This is a genomic window from Xenorhabdus innexi (genome assembly GCF_002632485.1).
Taxonomy (GTDB): Bacteria; Pseudomonadota; Gammaproteobacteria; order Enterobacterales; family Enterobacteriaceae; genus Xenorhabdus; species Xenorhabdus innexi.
The window spans coordinates 76176-92143 of sequence record NZ_NIBU01000014.1; the positions used below are offsets into that span (position 1 = coordinate 76176).

A 15968-nucleotide genomic window follows, 5' to 3' on the forward strand; every position below is an offset into this window, starting at 1 on the left:
CTCAGAGTTGGAGATAAATCTCGTGGCAAATCGATTAAATAAACGTCCTCGAAAAACGCGAGGTTATCAAACACCGAATGAGTTATTTAAAGGCATACCGACTCGTTTACTTCGTTCATAACGGTGTTGCACTTATTATGTGAATGCAAGGATAACATAACAGATGCTACCCTTAACCTATCCTCTTTAAGAGGAATAGTTACTCATTGGTCTTATTGTAGATTAGCTGATTATTGTTCAGATGATGCTTTTGCCTTGCGCTGGCGGCGTTTGATCTCACCCTTCATTGCAGCAACAATAAAACCAGCATTGCTTTCACCATTTATTTTAACCTGTTCCATATCTTCCATGACTTCATGTGGTATGCGAACAGTAGTCATTTGTGATTTTGCATTCTTCGCACCAGTTGCCATTACTGAATCCTCTGTGATTTGGTGTATTTCATTATACATAAAAAGTAAACTGGAAAAAGTATTGACGTTTATTTCACCCAAGGATAAAGTGAAATACACCTTGATGCTTTCAAGGCAGAAAACAACAACGCCCCGAAGTGCTACCAACACTATCGAGGCGTCTAACCACAACGTAAAGGAGACTTACGCGATGGCTGGCATACAGCATACCCAAACTCGCCCTAAATTTACATGCCTAATTCATCCCCAGCGCCTTATCATCATTCTGGCGGGTATCTCCTTTCTGAGATCCGTTTCCCGTCAGGAGGTGCGCCGTGGGTAAAAAAACTCTTTCATTAAAACAGGCAGAGTATCGCACGCAGCTAGCAGCCTCTGTTTTCACGTTTATTCTCGAAAAGTCACCGGAAGAATGCACCATTGAACTCAATAACTTGATTTTGCTGGCGCGTGATATCAATCAGGAAATACAGCAAGCATTGTTGAAACATTCACCACAGCCCTTGTTGATGACATTGTTAGGTTATGTGGTGAACAGACATCAGAAAGAAATACCGTTAGATCAGGCTATGTATCGGGCAGGGTTAGCCATATCACTATTTGAGGTGATTCTTGACAAAATTGGCAGGGATTGTTCAGAAGAACTGCGCGATCTGCTGGCGCTAGCTTGTGACTTTAATCAAGACGTCTATCACGCACTGTGTGCGGCTGTTTATGGGGAAGAATAAATCATGAGTCAACGTTCCTCACAGCCTAAAAATCCTACGGAAAGCCGCCCGATAGACGTTATCCGAACCGTGAAACAATCCGCTATGAATCACTGGCAAAGTCTGTTGCCCGCCTGTGGCGTTGATGTTCCGGCAAAGGGTAAGCATGGCGCTTGCCCGATATGCGGTGGCACTGACCGTTTTCACTTTATAGACGATAACCATCATGGCGACTGGCATTGTCGCCAGTGTGATCAGCCTAATCATGGCGATGGTCTGGATTTAGTGGCAAGAGCCAAAGGTATCACTATCCTGACCGCCGCTAAGCAAGTTGCTGATGTGCTGGCAATGCCGCTACCTGAACCGAAACCAGTTAAAGAGCGGCCTCAAACAGTGAAACCCATTGCGGAACAGATCGCGGTGCTGGTGGAAAAATCGATAAGGGGAGAATCTCAGTATTTGGTGAAAAAGGGGCTGCAATACCCCAATCAGCGGTTATTGCAGGATTCTCTATTGCTGCTAACTCAGGCACTGAACGGCACTATCACCGGCGCTCAGATCATCAAACCAAACGGCGAAAAACGCCTTGTTTCCGGCACGCAGAAGAAAGGGAGCTTTATTCCGGTATCTGAGATTACCGGAACACCGGACACCATCATCATTACCGAAGGTTACGCGACCGCGTTGACTGTTAGCCAGTTACATAATGGTGTGGTACTGGCTGCCATTGATGAAAGTAATTTACTGAATGTTGCCGAATTGGTCAGAAAGCAGTGGCCTGAATCGAGAATTATCCTTGCCGCCGATAATGATTGGCACGTACAAGGCGAACGGGACAAAAACGGCAGGCTCAAAAAGAATGTGGGCAAAATAGCGGCAGAAAAGGCCGCTAAAGCGATTAATGGCTGGGTAACGTTACCGCCAACGGAATATAAAGCCGACTGGGATGATTATCGTCAGCGTCACGGCATTGAGGCAGCAAAGCAGGCATTCAGCAACAGGTTATATCAGGTCAGGGAGAAAGCAGTGAAGCACCACGAAGCAAAGCCAAAAAAGGCCACTAACAATCTGGCACAAATGGCAGCCAGTCAGCGCGGGGCATTGTTGGCTGAGCATTACCAAAAAATCGCGGTACATTCTGAAAGCGAAGCAGCTTATCACTATAACGGTACGACATGGGAGAAAGTCTCGGATAGCGAGCTGCGCCGTGCAATGGTAGCGATCTTCGATCAACATGAAACCCCCTATAGCCCGAATGGTATCAATAACGCTATCTGTGCCATGAAATTACAAATTCCGATTATTGGCGAACAACGTCAGGATTTAATCGGGTTCAGTAACGGTGTATATAATTTATCAACACAAAAATTTACTGCTCATCAGCCGGAAGATTGGTTAATGAACCATAATGGCATTGAGTTTACCCAGCCCGCTATCGGTGAAAACTTGTCGGATCATGCTCCTGGCTTTTACCGTTGGCTATCTCATGCAGCCGGTCAGAATGAAAACAAGATGAATCACATCAAAGCTGCCTTGTTTATGATTCTGGCAAATCGTTATGACTGGCAGCTCTTTATTGAAGTCACGGGTGAAGGTGGCAGCGGCAAAAGCGTCTTTACGTATATTGCGACTTTATTAGCAGGTGAACATAATACCGCCAGTGGCAATATGAAAGCGCTGGATGAAGCCAGAGGACGTTATCAGTTTGTCGGCAAGAGCTTAATTACGCTGCCCGATCAGGTTAAATATGTCGGTGAAGGCGCAGGCATTAAGGCCATTACCGGCGGCGACCTGATTGAAGTTGACGGGAAGTACGAGAAACAATTTTCTACCATCATTAAAGCCGTGGTATTAGCCACCAATAACGAACCCATGAGTTTTACAGAGCGTAATGGCGGCATTGCACGGCGGCGGGTGATATTCCCGTTTAATATTCCGGTCAAAGAGTCCGAGAAAGACCCACAATTGCCGGAGAAAATCAGTCGGGAACTGCCTGTGATTATTCGCCACTTATTAAACGAATTTGCCGACCAGAATAAGGCTAAAAAACTACTACAGACGCAACGCGATTCCAGCGAAGCATTAACGGTAAAATGTGGCTCTGATCCCCTCTATCGTTTCTGTGGTTATTTGGAGTCTGGAAACAATACCGCCGGAATGAAGATGGGGAATAAGAATATCAGCCCACGCGCACCGAGATTATACTTGTATCATGCCTATCTCTCTTTTATGGAGGCACACGGCTTTGAACGTCCGCTGACACTGACGAAGTTTGGTGAATCTATTCCCAAGATTATGCAGGAATACCGGAAGGAGTATCGGAAAGTACGAACCAAGAAAGGCTATTCTTATAGTGTAGAATTATCGGAAGATGCGGAAGAATGGTTGCCATCAGTACCTGAGCGCGGGGAGGATTAAGCCGACTACATAAAATTTTTTGATTTAAGTATACACTCTATACATCATTTTAAATATCTTACTGTATTTAAAGGAAAATAAAGAGTGTATAGTTACTTTTTAGTTATACATCCACTATGCACCCTCTACATCAGTAAAAAATAAAGGTGTATAGGGTACACAGTAGGTGAATATCGTATTAATTGTCACAAGCTCAGATGTAGCAAGGCCTTCAGAGAATTGTGCATAGGGTGTAGAGTTGAGGAGGCGAAAAAGATTTTCAGGGGATATCTCTGGCAGGAAAATTAAATTTTCTAATTTGACGCGCTAATTTTTCTGTTTAAGGAAGCAATCAGTAAGTAAAAGTATCTTTATACTCTTATATATATCAAGTCATAATTCAAATTGGTAGATTAAGTGGTGGTTTTTAGATATTGTCTAACAAAATATTTTTTATGTCGGGATTATCAATGCCATTTAATTAAATGTATATTATTATCACTACATCATAGTTTTTAATTGCCATGTAATAGTTTTTATTATTATTGTTTTTCTTTATGGTAAATTAGGAATATAGCTATTGACAGTAATGGAAAGATAAATAACTATGTGTTTTATTTTGATAAATCAAAAGGAAACGAAATGGCTAATATGATTTATATGACCTTAAATGGTAAAAAACAAGGGTTGATATCAGCAGGTTGCTCAACTTATGATTCAATAGGTAATAAATACCAAGAGGAAAACAAGGATAAAATATTGGTTTACTCTATAGACCACGATATTAATAGAGAACAGAATGTCAATCATCATCCTATAGTAATAACAAAACCCATCGATAAATCATCTCCATTATTAGGGGTTTCAATATCAAGCAATGAGCACTTAGATTGTTTACTGGAAATATATAGAAATAGTTCAGCAGGGGGATTGGAAAAATTTTATTCTATCAAGTTAACAAATGCCACGATAAAGAACATTTCCAGCCATTATCCCAATTCACTAAGCCACAATGATATGCAACCATATGAAAGCATAACTATTTCATATGATAGCATAACATGGACACATCACATCGCTGGCACATCAGGCTACAGTATAAGAGAAGAGAATGTATTTTAATTCTTCTCAACTAGAAACAAAATGGTACGGTCAGTATCATTTTGTTTTATCTGTATAAACAAATTTCCTTTACTCCAAGATTCGCTTCCATCTGTATTCCAATATGCATTTATATCTTTTATATAACCTAATTTTTTAATATAATTTATTAATTCCACTTTACGATTTGGATTTACATCTGAAAATAGGATTGAATTAGTCATTGGTTTTACACCATCTGGTGAGTCATAGGATATGATGTAATTATTTGAAATAATGGGCATTTCTTTTATTTCATCGAAGGTGAATAAATTATATTTAATAAAATCATTTTTTGTGTATGAAAAATGATTATTTACAAATAAAATGGGAATGGTAAAAGTTAGCCCTAAAAAAAACAGAGCGATAAATGTAATTTTAATAAACTTACTCAAGTTCAATCCCCACATCTCTTACTGCATCTATGTTATATCCTGTTCTATCTTCAATATGTATCAGCAAATGACTCCTATCTATATCAGTGATCGGTGATATAGTATTAAGAAATGTAGGCAAAGAAGAATAGTATGGTCTGGCATTATTAGGATATTTTTGGGGGTCAGGAAACAATAAAGGTTTAAATATTTTATTTTTATACTTTCCTATAGCACCATAGTAATCCCACCTTTTTAGCGCATCTTCTTTACTTATAGGTTGAAGCTGAGGTAAATAATCAACTCCATTTATAGCCTGATAAAAGCCAAGTAGATTTGAAACCAAATCTTCACCGCTGTATCCACTATCTGTATACCAATTAAAAGGAAATGAATCTTGATGCGCTTCAAATAGATGAGTGGTATACATCATAATAGTAAGTGCAACTCTTTTTTTATCATGTAAAGATAAACCTCTTCTTACTTTCCATCTTGTTATTTTAGATGTGCCATATTTTAATCCAAGACCCATGTATTGTGTGTACTTAATGGTAAAGTATGGTTCTTTAGTATCATCGCCTGAATTTATAGCAGCCATTAACATTCTGGCATCGTTACCTTTTGAATGCCCAGTATCTACCCATCCTAATTTTTCGGTATAAACTAACCTTCCTTCTATTACATCACTTCTACTACTCATGGGAACTCCTGTAATTTAGTTAAATACACTATAAAATTTTAGATTACATAATAGTATAGAAAATAATTAATAAACTACCTCATAGAAGCCTTTTAACAAAAAGTTACCACTTTGTTGTATTACACTAAAAAATAGGTTTCTATAGCATGTGATTCTATAATTACATAGTAGATTAGTAAATCCCAATCTCACTTTTTAGTAAGGATATATGCTTTATATAAAATCATGTTAGATTGAAAGCGTATAGCTTTTCTTTTTTAAAAGTAATATCAAAAATTAACTATATACCCATAATTAAAATTTAAACCGCTACTTTTATATTGTTGTATACACCTCCAACACATTCAGAATTCTTTCTTATTATTTTTCATAGTGTTAAAAATCATTTACTGAAAAATAGATTAACTATAAAAACATCATGAAAAAATTACTCGAACTACGCAAACAAAAATCCGATTTAACCCATCAAATGCGTTCGCTGCTTACCCAAGCGGAAAACGAAAAACGCTCACTGAATACCGATGAAGCCAAACAGTTCGATGAACTACGCAGCCAGTCCGACACGCTGAATACGGAAATTGCCCGTTATGAAGCATTGGCTGATGAAGAACGCAGTCAAGCAAAAAACCAGCCGACCAGCAAAAAACTCAGCAATGATGAATTGCGCCACTATGTTCTGACTGGTGAAACTCGTTCTCTATCTACGGGTGTTCCGTCTGAGGGCGGCTATACCGTTATCCCTGAGCTGAACAAACAAATCATGCAGCAACTGACAGATGAGTCAGTTATGCGCCGGATTTGTACGGTAAAAACTACACGCAGCAACGAATACAAACAGTTAGTTTCAGTCGGTGGTGCAGCTGTGGCACACGGCGAAGAAGGCAAGGCACGCGGTGAAACTGCCACGCCGAACATGGAAGAAGTCAGCATCAAGCTGTTTCCTATTTATGCCTACCCCAAGACAACCCAAGAGATTGTCGATTTTAGCGATGTGGATATCTTAGGTTGGCTGACTTCCGAAATTGCCGACACTTTCGTTGATACCGAAGAAACGGATCTTGTGAGTGGTGATGGCAGTAAAAAAGCGAAAGGATTCCTGTCTTATTCTCGTGATACTCAAACTGACAAGATTCGCGCGTTTGGCACTTTACAAAAGCTGGAAGTAACCGCACTTTCCGCCGATAGCCTGATTGACCTGAAATTCTCACTCAAAAACAAATACCGCAAAAATGCCGTCTGGGTGATGAACTCCAGCACAGCCGCGCAGGTGCAGAAACTGAAAAACGGCAATGGTGATTATATCTGGCGGGAACGTTTACAGGCGGGCGATCCGGATATGCTGCTGGGCTTGCCTGTCCACTACCTCGAGTTTATGCCGGAGGGTGTAATCGGTCTGGGTGACTTCAAACGTGGCTATTTTATCGTTGACCATGAAACCGGCATTCGTACCCGTCCTGACAATATCACCGAGCCGGGATTTTATAAGGTACATACCGATAAATATCTGGGTGGCGGGCTGGTGGATTCCAACGCGATTAAGGTACTGGAAGTGAAAGCATCCGGCAACTAAGCAGAAGGGGTATTGCGCCCCTTTCCAAGCCTTGGAGTCCATTAATGAAGAATGATTTTGAAATCCGTACAGCGTCACTGTCTGCCAGCAATAAAAAACTGACAGGCTATGTGATTAAGTGGAACAGCCGATCACATGTGCTGTGGGATGAGTTTATCGAGCAGTTCACCCTGAATGCGTTCAGTGCCAGCTTAACTTCGGGCGCTGATGTTTTGGCATTGTATGAACATGATCACATGAACCTGTTAGGGCGTACCACATCGGGCACATTACAGCTTAGTGAGGATGCCACCGGATTACGTTTCGAATTAACACCACCGGATACCCAGTTAGGACGCGATGTACTGACTTTGGTTGAACGTGGAGATATTACAGGCATGTCCTTTGGGTTCAGGGCGATTAAAGATCAGTGGGATACCAGTCAGACACCTTATATCAGAACGGTATTGGAGGCTGAATTGCGGGAAATTACGATCACCAGCCTACCCGCTTATCCTGAAAGTGGCGTAGAGATTGCCAAGCGTTCACTGAATGCCGTTAAGCCCTGTCCTGTGGATTTGCGTCATTACTGGCTGCAACTGTCTGAGGTGTAATCATGTGGCCTTTTACGCGAAAAACGTCTGAAATCCGCAGCATGACGCTGGATGAATTTTTTTCTCTGGCAGGCATGGTTAATACCAAATCGGGCGAGCATGTTTCTCCGTCTACAGCGGAAGGTTTACCCGCTGTGATGAACGCTGTTACGGTAATTAGTGAAGCGGTGGCCTCCATGCCTTGCTACCTCTATCGGGTTCAGCACCAGAACGGCAAAGAATCCCGCGAATGGCTGAGTGATCATCCGGTCGATTATTTGCTGAATGAATGCCCGAATGACTGCCAGACGCCGTATCAATTCAAAAGAACTCTGATGCGTCATTGCCTGCTGAATGGCAATGCGTATGCAGTGATTGTCTGGGGGCGGGATGGTCAGCCACAGTCATTACACCCTTACCCGCCGTCAGCGGTTGTACCCCAACGATTAACCGATCATCGGTTCGCGTATACCATCACCGAACCGTATAGCGGCAAGGTCAAAACCTATTTACAAGAAGAAGTCCTGCATCTGCGCTATGCCACCGAAGACGGCTTTTTAGGACGTTCACCCGTCACTATTTGCCGTGAAACACTGGGCTTGGGGCTGGCACAGCAACGCCATGGCGCAAGCATTATGAAAGATGGCATGATGGCGGCGGGTGTAATTAAAGCCGCTGACTGGCTGGACGGGATCAAGGGAAGTAAGGCACTGGAAGCCCTCGAACGTTATAAGGGTGCTCGCAATGCAGGGAAAACGCCGATTCTTGAAGGCGGGATGGAATATCAACAATTAGGCATGAGTAACCAAGATGCCGAATGGCTGGCCTCCCGTCGCTTCACCATTGACGATATCGCCCGTATGTTCAATGTCAGCCCGATCTTTCTGCAAGAGTATTCAAACAGCACCTACAGTAACTTTAGTGAAGCCTCCCGCGCTTTTCTGACTATCACTATGCGCCCGTGGCTTGCCAATTTTGAACAACAAATCAAAGCGGCCTTGCTGATGACTTCGCCAAAACGGGGTATTCGTTATCAAGTCGAATTTGATACTGCCGATTTGCTGCGGGCCAATCCGAAAGAACGTTTCCAGAGTTACGAAACTGCCATTAAATCCGGTGTTATGTCACCGAATGAAGCCCGCGAACGCGAGGGATTATCGCCCCGTGACGGTGGTGATGAATTCAGTCAGGCATGGAAGCAAACGGTTGAAGTGAAAAAACAAACGGAGAACAAGGCATGAGAGCAGGCAGATTACGACACCGGATCACTATTCGAAAGAATGAAATCATTCGTGATGAGTTGGGTTCTGAGTTCTATAAGTGGATTGATGTTGCTACCGTCTGGGCAGAGGTGAAAGCCATTAGCGGCCGCGAGAAGTTGGCCTCCGGTGCTATTTTCGCCGAAGCCACAATGCGTATTTGGCTGCGTTACCGTGATGATATTACGACAGCTAATAATATTACCTATCATGGTGCAAATACCAGAGGAACGGCATTCGACATTGTAGCGGTTATCCCCGATCCCAAACATACTCGTTTGGAGCTGCTTTGTAAGGGAGGCGTTTTCCGATGAGTCAGATTGAAATTCCCCTGAATGAAATCAAACAACATTGCCGGATTGATGAAAGCGATACCCTTGATGATGCATTGCTTACCGCGTATTCCGAAGCTGCGCTGGAAGTGTGCCAGCAACATATTGGCAAGCGGTTTGATAATGGTCTGAGCTTGACGCCAGCAATCAAGGTAGGTTGCCTGCTTTATATCGGGTTGCTGTATGAAAATCGGGAAATGGCAACCGATATTGAGCTTAAAGAAGTCCCATTCACCATTAAATCACTGTGGTCTGCCTATCGTGATGTGGGAGTCTACTGATGCCGTGGCAGCCTTTGAAACGCTGTAGTTACCCGAACTGCCGCGAGCGAGTGAAATCAGGCCGCTGTGAACAGCACCAACGGGAAACCAGACGCCAGCAGGATAAACAACGCGGCACTCGTACCCAACGCGGCTACAGCAATCGATGGGGACGTTATCGGCTGCACTACTTGAAAGCTAACCCGTTATGTGTCCGCTGTTTACAGATGGGTATCTATACTCCTGCCATCATTGTAGATCACATTATCCCGATACAGGGTGATGCTGATGTGCTGTTCTGGCCTGCATCCAACCATCAATCGTTATGTCAGACCTGCCATAATCGTAAGACCGTACAGACTGACCCCATCACCAAAGCAAAACGTAAACAGGGCACTTATCGGCAGCAGGAAACCGAAGCGGCAAGGTATCGAGATTGGTTAATAAAAGAATAATAACGAAACGAAATAACGGGGTGGGGGTATCAAAAATGACAAATGTCCCTTCCAGCGGAACCGCCCCCTCCTTCAATTTTTACGCACGGCAGTTTTTTTGAAAATAAAACAACAAGGAAAAAAATCATGGCAAGAGCGCCAAAACCGCCAATTTACCTTAATGAGATCGCTGCCAACCAATGGAAGGCCAAAGGTAAAATATTAAGCGAACGGGAAGACCTGAACGCCGCTGACTGGAACAATTTAGAACTATATTGCGTGAACTATGCCATTTACCGAAAAGCGGTGGCAGACCTTGATATCAGGGGCTTTAGCATCATTAATAGCCAAGGCAGCGAGAGCCGAAATCCGTCCCTGAGTGCCAAAGCGGATGCCGAAAAAATCATGATAAAAATGTCGTCGTTGCTGGGTTTTGACCCCGTATCACGGCGTAAAAATCCGGTGGAAACCGAGGAAGAAGACGAGCTGGATCGCCTATGAACGCATGGGAACAGTACGCTTTTGATATCGAAAACGGCAAAATTCCGGCCTGTAAACGCGTCAAACAGGCGGTGAAACGCTACTATAACGGCCTGAATAACCCGCTTTATGTGTTTGATTCGGCAGTGGTCGAACGTTTTATTGCCTTTTCCCGTGTCTGTCCGCATGTCAAAGGCCATTTGCGCGGTAAACCCATCATGCTTGAACCGTGGCAACAATTCGCCTTTGCTAACCTGTTCGGCTTCAAAGTGAAAGCAACCGGACGCCGAAAATATCGCAGTGCTTATATCCAAGTACCACGCAAAAATGCCAAATCCACCGTTGCCGCAATACTGGCTAACTGGTTTCTGGTGATGGAACAAGGGCAGCAGGATATTTACACTGCCGCCGTGAGTCGGGATCAGGCGCGTATCGTGTTTGATGATGCTCGCCAAATGAGCGTGTTATCAAAACCACTAAAAAAACGGATGACTATTCAGCAACACAAAGTTACTTACCCCAAAACTAACAGTCTGTTAAAACCGCTGGCCGCCAAAGCCGCCACCATTGAAGGGACTAACCCTAGTCTGGCAATTGTCGATGAATATCATTTACACCCTGATAACGCCGTGTATTCAGCCCTTGAGTTAGGGATGGGCGCTCGTCCCGAAGGTATCCTGTTTGCCATCACCACCGCAGGCAGTAACGTTATTTCAGCCTGTAAGCAGCACTATGATTATTGCTGTCAGATACTGGATAGCGAAGAACAAAACGAATCCCTGTTTGCCCTGATTTACGAACTGGACGACGAGCACGAGATTGATGATGAAACCCTTTGGATAAAAGCTAACCCTAATCTAAATGTGTCAGTAGATGGTGACGCTTTGCATGACACCATCCAGAAAGCACGGGGCATTCCCTCACAATGGACGGAAATGTTAACCAAACGCTTTAATATTTGGTGTCAGGGCGAAACCCCGTGGATGGGCGAAGGTGCATGGAAAGCCTGCCAGACTGATTATGATGAAAACGATCTCATAGGGCTGGAGTGTTACGCCGGACTGGATTTGTCTTCAACGGGTGATATTACCAGCATTTGTTACATCTTCCCCGTGGATAATGAACTGTTATTACTGACCCGTCATTACTTGCCCGAAGCCCAGTTACAAAACCCCGCCAATAAGAATCGGGCGGTTTACCGTCAGTGGGTACAAGCAGGCTGGGTATGCACCACGACAGGCGATTGCATTGATTATGATCGTATCCGTGATGATATTCTTAACGACAGTCAGAACTTTGATATCAAGCTGGTGGGTTTTGATACATGGAACGCCACGCACCTAAGAACGCAATTACAAGGCGCGGGGCTGGACGTTGAACCGTTCCCGCAAACCTATATGCGCTTTAGTCCGGTGGCGAAATCGGCTGAGGTGTTCGTGAATCGTAAAGTTATCAGACACAACGGCGATCCGGTGCTTGCATGGGCGATGTCCAATGTGGTGATGGAAACCGATGCAAACGCCAATATCAAACCGAATAAGAAGAAATCCGCGAATAAAGTCGACCCTGCAATTGCGTTCCTGATGAGTTTTGGCACATGGCAGGTAGAGCATGAAGAATTTGCATTTAATCTGACCGATAAACAACTACAGAGGTTGGCTTCTTTTGATGGAATATAGTTTATCCTATTATTATGTCAGTAGCATTTTTGAGCTTTTTTGTATAAAATAATTTAATGAAAATACGCAGTTATAAAAATATATATCCATCTCGTTAATAATTTCAGCGTATTTTTTAAACAATGGAAATTTATTAGGGCTGATTTATGCAAAAAATACATGAAGTAGTTCTTCAACATTTCAATGTGTTAAATACATCTTCATCAACACCACATCCTAGTGATGAATGTAATATTAAAGATACATTGAAATTTTTAAAGAAAGAAAATTGCGAATTATCTTCTCAGAGCCTCAATGATTGGGCTGTATCGAATAAATGGGATGCTCAATTCACTAAAAAAGTAAATGAATGGCTACTAAAAATTAATTCAGGTGGAAGAGTAGTTATTAAGCATAAAGGTTATGGATTAAGTGACAGTTTTAAGCAGAAATTACTTGCATTGAAATAAATTAGTCTAGATAAATTATCTGAGGGTTTGGATTCAAACCCTCAGTGAAATAGGGTAAATATTTCATTTAAGAATGATTGGTGTTATTTGAATTTTTGTTGCCAAGTTTCGATCAAAAATAATGACATAGTACCTGCCATATTAACAGCTAATGCAGCATGTCTGGAGGACGGTTTAACCCCTCTTTTCCCTTGCCCATGAGAGTCACCCAATCTGTTTCGTAAAGTACCTAATCCTCCGACAACAGAAGAACAACCTTTTAAGATTTGCTTATAAACAATTTCATCATGTTGATTGGCTGAAATCTTCAATTCAGTAGATACAAGTTTATATAAATCTTGCAGATCGCTATTCCTGTTATATTCAATTTTTTGTTCATCAAGAATATGCTTACATACTGTCTCTATTAGCGTCCGAGAGGCTGTTATTGCGCCATCAGGATCTGCTAATCTCCTATCAAGAGCTTTAGCCCAAGCAGCATTGACCCCAATTGCATCATAACTTTGTAAGCCATCAGTGATAGTTTGGTCAGCAGCAGCAAGACCTTTTCCTTCTATATGCTCTAAAAGAGGATTAAATTCTTTCCAAATATAATCACGCCTTTCAGCATAAGTATTAAACCTTGGTTTTATAAAGTGCCAAAACTGATCGGGATCTCGACAGGTTTTAACAAATGATGGTAATAAACTTGAGTAAGATATCGTTTCTATTAGAAAATCTCGTAGAGTCTTATATTGTTGAGAGTCATACTCACCATGAGTAGCACGTGCAATTAAGATATATATAAATGTTTCCGTTTTTTCCTTGTTGCTCAATGTATCGATATTCATGTTAGTTATTTTTATCTGAGATGAAGGGCAATAGCACCTTAATATATTTCACGATCCGCAAAAAGTTAAGTTTTTATACTGATTCGCTTATTGAACCAGATAAACCAATCAGTTAAAGTAGTCACGCTATCGGCAAAATCCGATGGTAAGGTTTCGCAGCCTTATATAGCTACCCACTGGTAGGATTTTTCTACCAGTGTGCCTGTTATCGCCTTTTCAATGGTGGTTCAGGCGGGGGAGGCTTCGGCCTCGCCGGAAGGTAGCTACCGGTACTGCGAACCCTGTCTGAATCACCACCATCAATTTTTCGATTAATGGAAGGGATAGCAGGAATGAATAACGTTAGAAATGACTGGCATCAAGCCGATATTATTGCTGCATTACGTAAGCGCGGTACAACCTTAGCGGCTGTTTCTCGTGAAGCTGGACTCAGTTCATCAACATTAGCAAATACTCTTAGTCGGCCTTGGCCTAAAGGTGAATGGATTATTGCTAACTATCTCGAAATACACCCCTCTGAAATCTGGCCTAGCCGTTATTTTGATTCTCATACTGGAGAATTATTAGAAAGGAAAGTCCGCGATAAATCAGAAAAATGATCCGCTTCAATTTGTGATAAACTTCCTAAAAATGATAAATTTTAATATAAAGCCCTGAGCATGAAATGGTTGTCAAATTTAACCATTTTCAAACTTCAAGGCTTTTTTGCTTTAACGCAATTAAAATAAATAAAATCAAAAAGATAATTAATATAGGAAACAAAAAATTTGGGGGGCATTAATAGGGGCATAAACTCAATATGTAAAAATAAATTTAATATTTTCAGTCAATTACAATAAGTTACTAGTCCCGCCCTGGCACCAAATAAAAACTGACTGGTAAAACAGTGAGTTAGGGAATAAAAAGAGCCACCGCAAGGTGGCTTTTTTCTTTGACAAAAATCACGTTTCAGAACATGTTCAGAACATCATTTCAGAACATGACTTTTTGTGATTGAATAAAGATTCACCAGTGTGGCATTTCTATATTCAATATATTTCACCTAATTTACGCACATTTCCGTTTGAAACGGAAGCGTGAATAAAGGGGCACTCCGCCCCTATCCTCACTCCGGCTGTTCAGGCCAGTCAATCTCCGGCGCACTCGAGCAATCCACCCGGTTGAGCAGCACCCGATATTTCTTCTAGGCTAACAGTGCCGCTTTCTCTTCTTTCGTCGCCATGTCGAGGTCTACGGCATCCTGTAGCGGGGCGATAATTTCGGCGGCCTTTCTCAGTAACTGCCGTTTTTGTGACTCAGCCTGTTCACGTAGCGCCTCCGGGGTGGGGGGTGGTATATCTCCCCATACTGGCAAGCCATCCGCCCCCGCAACTCTCACTTTTCCGTCTTTACCGACTGAAAACGCATCAAACACACTATCATCAACCAACCTTGCATCGTCCGGGAATGTCCCCGCTGCCACATAATCCGGCTTCATCGAAACGGGATAAAACGCATTCGTTGTTGCACTGTAGTAATAATTCATCTCAATACCCCACCGCCAGCCAAAGGACGTCAGCTGATTTCGCTATCTCGCCGTCTTTGGTATTACGCGCTGTAAGTGTCACTGTTGATTGTGAAGGCCCCGGTGTGACGGCATTAATTACCGTCGCGCCCACCGCCACGCTACGTCCAATTTCCATCCCCGTGACAAACGTACATCGGTGAGGGAAATGAATAAGAAAAGAAACATCAATAAATGCCTGAGGTGACTTATATCCCGCCCGTCCCCACTGAATAATGACGCCACTGGGGAGTTTTTGATAACCAGAAATCCCTTTTTGAGACTGGAAGAAAGACATATCCGGTATTTGCCCCTGACCTGCTCCAATTCTATCAGTCAGGTCACCCATTGTAGCCAGTGTCCCGTTTTTTTTCGGAATGTAAATAGACCAGTCACCCTGACTAATATTCAGCATATCCTCGCTTTTATCCGGCTGGGTCTGGATGACAGTCCGGGAGCCGCCGTTTTTTTCGAATGTCAGGGTGGCATAATGTTCACTGCCCCGAATGACATGTGCCCCGGATTTAAAGGTCCATTCAGATTCTCGTGGCAGGGCATTATCGGCCTTATTAACGGTGTCCCGTAACCGGAGATTATCGATAAACGCCGCCTTGTTCGGAATATCCGCCCCGTTCTTTGCTTTCTCCAGTCGACTGTTGGCGTTAGTGTTGGCATTGGTTGCCTGTTGAGTTGCAGCACTAGCTGACTCCCTGACCACATTCAAGGCGGCGTTCATAGATAGGCTCTTAAGAATTAAGCCGTTCAAAACACGCATCCAATGTTTTGTTTTTACATGATTTTCTTTGTGGTGTTTTGAACGCGTTCTGGCATA

At 42.8% G+C, this 15968-nt stretch carries 18 protein-coding genes and 3 pseudogenes; 15 read left to right on the forward strand and 6 right to left on the reverse strand.

Going from position 1 to position 15968, the window contains the following annotated elements; all coding sequences use genetic code 11:
• Positions 1–121, forward strand: a pseudogene (locus Xinn_RS08075) (IS30 family transposase); the annotation flags it as partial.
• 118 nt (positions 122–239) lie between these two features.
• Here the strand turns inward: Xinn_RS08075 and Xinn_RS21965 are convergent.
• A pseudogene (locus tag Xinn_RS21965) lies at positions 240–413 on the reverse strand (YlcI/YnfO family protein); the annotation flags it as partial.
• A gap of 190 nt (positions 414–603) precedes the next feature.
• Between Xinn_RS21965 and Xinn_RS23095 the strand changes: the two are divergent.
• The 4 genes from Xinn_RS23095 (at position 604) to Xinn_RS08095 (ending at position 4636) form a co-directional block, all read left to right on the forward strand.
• A complete protein-coding gene (locus tag Xinn_RS23095) occupies positions 604–735 on the forward strand; it encodes a hypothetical protein (RefSeq protein ID WP_280176137.1) in 132 nt (43 codons plus the stop codon).
• Positions 728–1138 carry a hypothetical protein gene (locus tag Xinn_RS08085; RefSeq protein ID WP_086956390.1) on the forward strand — a complete coding sequence of 137 codons (411 nt, stop codon included), beginning with the start codon at positions 728–730 and terminating at the stop codon, positions 1136–1138. Before Xinn_RS23095 ends, Xinn_RS08085 begins: the two co-directional genes overlap by 8 nt.
• A 3-nt stretch (positions 1139–1141) precedes the next feature.
• On the forward strand, positions 1142–3535 hold the full coding sequence (locus Xinn_RS08090) for a primase-like DNA-binding domain-containing protein (protein WP_086956389.1): 2394 nt from the start codon (positions 1142–1144) through the stop codon (positions 3533–3535).
• Positions 3536–4156: 621 nt separating this feature from the next.
• Positions 4157–4636, forward strand: coding sequence for an Hcp family type VI secretion system effector (locus Xinn_RS08095; protein WP_086956388.1), 480 nt, complete (start codon positions 4157–4159; stop codon positions 4634–4636).
• On the opposite strand, the gene Xinn_RS08100 is transcribed toward Xinn_RS08095, so the two are convergent.
• Positions 4633–5049 (reverse strand): hypothetical protein, encoded by a 417-nt coding sequence (locus Xinn_RS08100; RefSeq protein WP_086956387.1) that lies wholly within the window; start codon positions 5047–5049, stop codon positions 4633–4635. The two genes, Xinn_RS08095 and Xinn_RS08100, sit on opposite strands and share 4 nt — an antisense overlap.
• A complete protein-coding gene (locus Xinn_RS08105) occupies positions 5042–5728 on the reverse strand; it encodes a hypothetical protein (RefSeq protein WP_086956386.1) in 687 nt (228 codons plus the stop codon). Before Xinn_RS08105 ends, Xinn_RS08100 begins: the two co-directional genes overlap by 8 nt.
• 418 nt (positions 5729–6146) lie before the next feature.
• On the opposite strand from Xinn_RS08105, the gene Xinn_RS08110 reads away from it, so the two are divergent.
• From Xinn_RS08110 to Xinn_RS08150, 9 genes are all read left to right on the forward strand, one after another.
• On the forward strand, positions 6147–7298 hold the full coding sequence (locus tag Xinn_RS08110) for a phage major capsid protein (protein ID WP_086956385.1): 1152 nt from the start codon (positions 6147–6149) through the stop codon (positions 7296–7298).
• Positions 7299–7342: 44 nt separating this feature from the next.
• Positions 7343–7891: an HK97 family phage prohead protease gene (locus Xinn_RS08115; RefSeq protein ID WP_086956384.1), complete on the forward strand. Its 549-nt coding sequence runs from the start codon at positions 7343–7345 to the stop codon at positions 7889–7891.
• Positions 7892–7893: 2 nt separating this feature from the next.
• Positions 7894–9111: a phage portal protein gene (locus tag Xinn_RS08120; RefSeq protein ID WP_086956383.1), complete on the forward strand. Its 1218-nt coding sequence runs from the start codon at positions 7894–7896 to the stop codon at positions 9109–9111.
• A complete protein-coding gene (locus Xinn_RS08125; RefSeq protein ID WP_086956382.1) occupies positions 9108–9443 on the forward strand; it encodes a phage head closure protein in 336 nt (111 codons plus the stop codon). The genes Xinn_RS08120 and Xinn_RS08125 overlap by 4 nt, the downstream gene beginning before the upstream one ends.
• Positions 9440–9742 carry a head-tail connector protein gene (locus Xinn_RS08130; RefSeq protein WP_086956381.1) on the forward strand — a complete coding sequence of 101 codons (303 nt, stop codon included), beginning with the start codon at positions 9440–9442 and terminating at the stop codon, positions 9740–9742. Before Xinn_RS08125 ends, Xinn_RS08130 begins: the two co-directional genes overlap by 4 nt.
• On the forward strand, positions 9742–10176 hold the full coding sequence (locus Xinn_RS08135; RefSeq protein ID WP_086956380.1) for an HNH endonuclease signature motif containing protein: 435 nt from the start codon (positions 9742–9744) through the stop codon (positions 10174–10176). Before Xinn_RS08130 ends, Xinn_RS08135 begins: the two co-directional genes overlap by 1 nt.
• Before the next feature lie 126 nt (positions 10177–10302).
• On the forward strand, positions 10303–10656 hold the full coding sequence (locus Xinn_RS08140; protein ID WP_086956379.1) for a phage terminase small subunit P27 family: 354 nt from the start codon (positions 10303–10305) through the stop codon (positions 10654–10656).
• Positions 10653–12314, forward strand: coding sequence for a terminase large subunit (locus tag Xinn_RS08145; protein WP_086956378.1), 1662 nt, complete (start codon positions 10653–10655; stop codon positions 12312–12314). Before Xinn_RS08140 ends, Xinn_RS08145 begins: the two co-directional genes overlap by 4 nt.
• Positions 12315–12460: 146 nt before the next feature.
• Positions 12461–12763: a DUF1889 family protein gene (locus tag Xinn_RS08150; protein ID WP_051861156.1), complete on the forward strand. Its 303-nt coding sequence runs from the start codon at positions 12461–12463 to the stop codon at positions 12761–12763.
• Between the two features lie 83 nt (positions 12764–12846).
• Here Xinn_RS08150 and Xinn_RS08155 read toward each other — a convergent pair whose 3' ends face one another.
• Positions 12847–13593 carry an abortive infection family protein gene (locus Xinn_RS08155; protein ID WP_086956377.1) on the reverse strand — a complete coding sequence of 249 codons (747 nt, stop codon included), beginning with the start codon at positions 13591–13593 and terminating at the stop codon, positions 12847–12849.
• Positions 13594–13925: 332 nt separating this feature from the next.
• Between Xinn_RS08155 and Xinn_RS08160 the strand changes: the two genes are divergently transcribed.
• Positions 13926–14192 (forward strand): helix-turn-helix domain-containing protein, encoded by a 267-nt coding sequence (locus Xinn_RS08160; RefSeq protein ID WP_086956376.1) that lies wholly within the window; start codon positions 13926–13928, stop codon positions 14190–14192.
• Between the two features lie 506 nt (positions 14193–14698).
• On the opposite strand, the pseudogene Xinn_RS08165 reads toward Xinn_RS08160, so the two are convergent.
• Positions 14699–15118, reverse strand: a pseudogene (locus Xinn_RS08165) (tail fiber assembly protein).
• 1 nt (position 15119) lies between these two features.
• A partial coding sequence (locus Xinn_RS08170; RefSeq protein ID WP_422645972.1) for a gp53-like domain-containing protein occupies positions 15120–15968 on the reverse strand: 849 nt, incomplete at its 5' end.

Excerpts from the sequence above, each read along its gene's own strand:
- Xinn_RS23095 (WP_280176137.1), top strand. The coding sequence starts at position 604 with ATGGCTGGCATACAGCATACCCAAACTCGCCCTAAATTTACATGCCTA.
- Xinn_RS08090 (WP_086956389.1), top strand. The coding sequence starts at position 1,142 with ATGAGTCAACGTTCCTCACAGCCTAAAAATCCTACGGAAAGCCGCCCG.
- Xinn_RS08095 (WP_086956388.1), top strand. The coding sequence starts at position 4,157 with ATGGCTAATATGATTTATATGACCTTAAATGGTAAAAAACAAGGGTTG.
- Xinn_RS08105 (WP_086956386.1), bottom strand. The coding sequence starts at position 5,728 with ATGAGTAGTAGAAGTGATGTAATAGAAGGAAGGTTAGTTTATACCGAA.
- Xinn_RS08110 (WP_086956385.1), top strand. The coding sequence starts at position 6,147 with ATGAAAAAATTACTCGAACTACGCAAACAAAAATCCGATTTAACCCAT.
- Xinn_RS08115 (WP_086956384.1), top strand. The coding sequence starts at position 7,343 with ATGAAGAATGATTTTGAAATCCGTACAGCGTCACTGTCTGCCAGCAAT.
- Xinn_RS08120 (WP_086956383.1), top strand. The coding sequence starts at position 7,894 with ATGTGGCCTTTTACGCGAAAAACGTCTGAAATCCGCAGCATGACGCTG.
- Xinn_RS08125 (WP_086956382.1), top strand. The coding sequence starts at position 9,108 with ATGAGAGCAGGCAGATTACGACACCGGATCACTATTCGAAAGAATGAA.
- Xinn_RS08130 (WP_086956381.1), top strand. The coding sequence starts at position 9,440 with ATGAGTCAGATTGAAATTCCCCTGAATGAAATCAAACAACATTGCCGG.
- Xinn_RS08135 (WP_086956380.1), top strand. The coding sequence starts at position 9,742 with ATGCCGTGGCAGCCTTTGAAACGCTGTAGTTACCCGAACTGCCGCGAG.
- Xinn_RS08140 (WP_086956379.1), top strand. The coding sequence starts at position 10,303 with ATGGCAAGAGCGCCAAAACCGCCAATTTACCTTAATGAGATCGCTGCC.
- Xinn_RS08145 (WP_086956378.1), top strand. The coding sequence starts at position 10,653 with ATGAACGCATGGGAACAGTACGCTTTTGATATCGAAAACGGCAAAATT.
- Xinn_RS08150 (WP_051861156.1), top strand. The coding sequence starts at position 12,461 with ATGCAAAAAATACATGAAGTAGTTCTTCAACATTTCAATGTGTTAAAT.
- Xinn_RS08155 (WP_086956377.1), bottom strand. The coding sequence starts at position 13,593 with ATGAATATCGATACATTGAGCAACAAGGAAAAAACGGAAACATTTATA.
- Xinn_RS08160 (WP_086956376.1), top strand. The coding sequence starts at position 13,926 with ATGAATAACGTTAGAAATGACTGGCATCAAGCCGATATTATTGCTGCA.